At 67.0% G+C, this 1,373-nt stretch carries 1 protein-coding gene; it reads left to right on the plus strand.

Annotation, left to right across the window (positions count from 1 at the left end; genetic code table 11):
• The first annotated feature begins 99 nt into the window (after positions 1–99).
• On the plus strand, positions 100–1,326 hold the full coding sequence (locus AB0J80_RS38485; RefSeq protein WP_364714782.1) for an IS481 family transposase: 1,227 nt from the start codon (positions 100–102) through the stop codon (positions 1,324–1,326).
• The last annotated feature ends 47 nt before the right edge of the window (positions 1,327–1,373 follow it).

Genomic DNA, 1,373 nt, shown 5'->3' on the forward strand with positions numbered 1-1,373 from the left:
CAGTGTGCTGGCTCAGGACATAGGAAACCCATGTCTCAGGTCATCGGAAACCGGTGTGTCGAGACATAGGAAACCCTGGATGACGGTGATCGTCGCGGCGTGTCCAAAGCCCGTCTCGTGATCACCGCCGTTGTCGTCGAGGGCCGGAGCCAGGCCGAGACCGCCCGCGCCTACGGCGTCTCCAAAGGCTGGGTCTCCAAGCTGATCGCCCGCTACCGCACCGAAGGCGAGGCCGCGTTCGAGCCGCACTCCCGACGGCCCCGTTCGTCACCCACCGCGATCGGCCCGCAGGTGATCGAGTTGATCGTGGCAGTGCGCAAGAAACTCGTCGAGCAGGGCCTGGACGCCGGCCCGGAAACCATCGCCTGGCACCTGCAACACACCCACCACGTCACCGTCTCGCGCGCCACCATCGCCCGGCACCTGGCCGCTCAAGGCCTGGTCACCCCCGAGCCGAGCAAACGCCCGAAGTCCTCCTACATCCGCTTCCAAGCCGAACAACCCAACGAGTGCTGGCAGGCCGACTTCACCCACTACCGGCTGCGCCGCCCGGACAGCCGGCCCGGCGCCGACGTCGAGATCCTGTCCTGGCTCGACGACCACTCCCGCTACGCCCTCTCGGTCACCGCCCACCCTCGTGTCACCGGCCCCATCGTGCGAGACGTGTTCCGTGAAACCGTTGCCACACACGGCGTTCCGGCCTCCACGCTGACCGACAACGGCATGGTGTTCACCACCCGCCTGTCCGGCGGCAGCCTACGCGGCAGCCGCGGCCGCAACGGCCTGGAACACGAACTGCACCGCCTCGGCGTCCGACAGAAGAACTCCCGGCCCAACCACCCCACCACCTGCGGCAAAGTCGAACGCTTCCAGCAAACCCTCAAGAAATGGCTCCGCAGCCAATCCGCTCAACCCGCCACCATCACCGCGCTGCAGACCCTGATCGACGCGTTCGTCACCGAGTACAACCACCGCCGCCCGCACCGCTCGCTACCCCGGCACGCCACCCCGGCCACCGCCTACCAGACCCGCCCGAAAGCCGAACCCGGCAGCCCCACCACCACCGAAACCCACGACCGGCTCCGCCACGACCGCATCGACAAAGCCGGCAAGATCACCCTGCGTTACAACGGGCAGCTCTACTCCATCGGCGTCGGACGAACCCACACCGGAACCCACGTCCTCGTGCTCGTCCAAGACCTCAACATCCGCATCATCGACGCCGCCACCGGCGAACTCCTCCGCGGACTCGTCCTCGACCCCACCCGGCGCTACCAGCCCACCGGCAGACCACCCGGACCCGCACCGAAAACGAAGAACCCCTGAACCCACAACCGTGGGTTCAGGGGTTTCCGATGTCTTGAGACATCACA

It is taken from the genome of Actinoplanes sp. NPDC049548 (genome assembly GCF_040676695.1).
Taxonomy (GTDB): Bacteria; Actinomycetota; Actinomycetes; order Mycobacteriales; family Micromonosporaceae; genus Actinoplanes.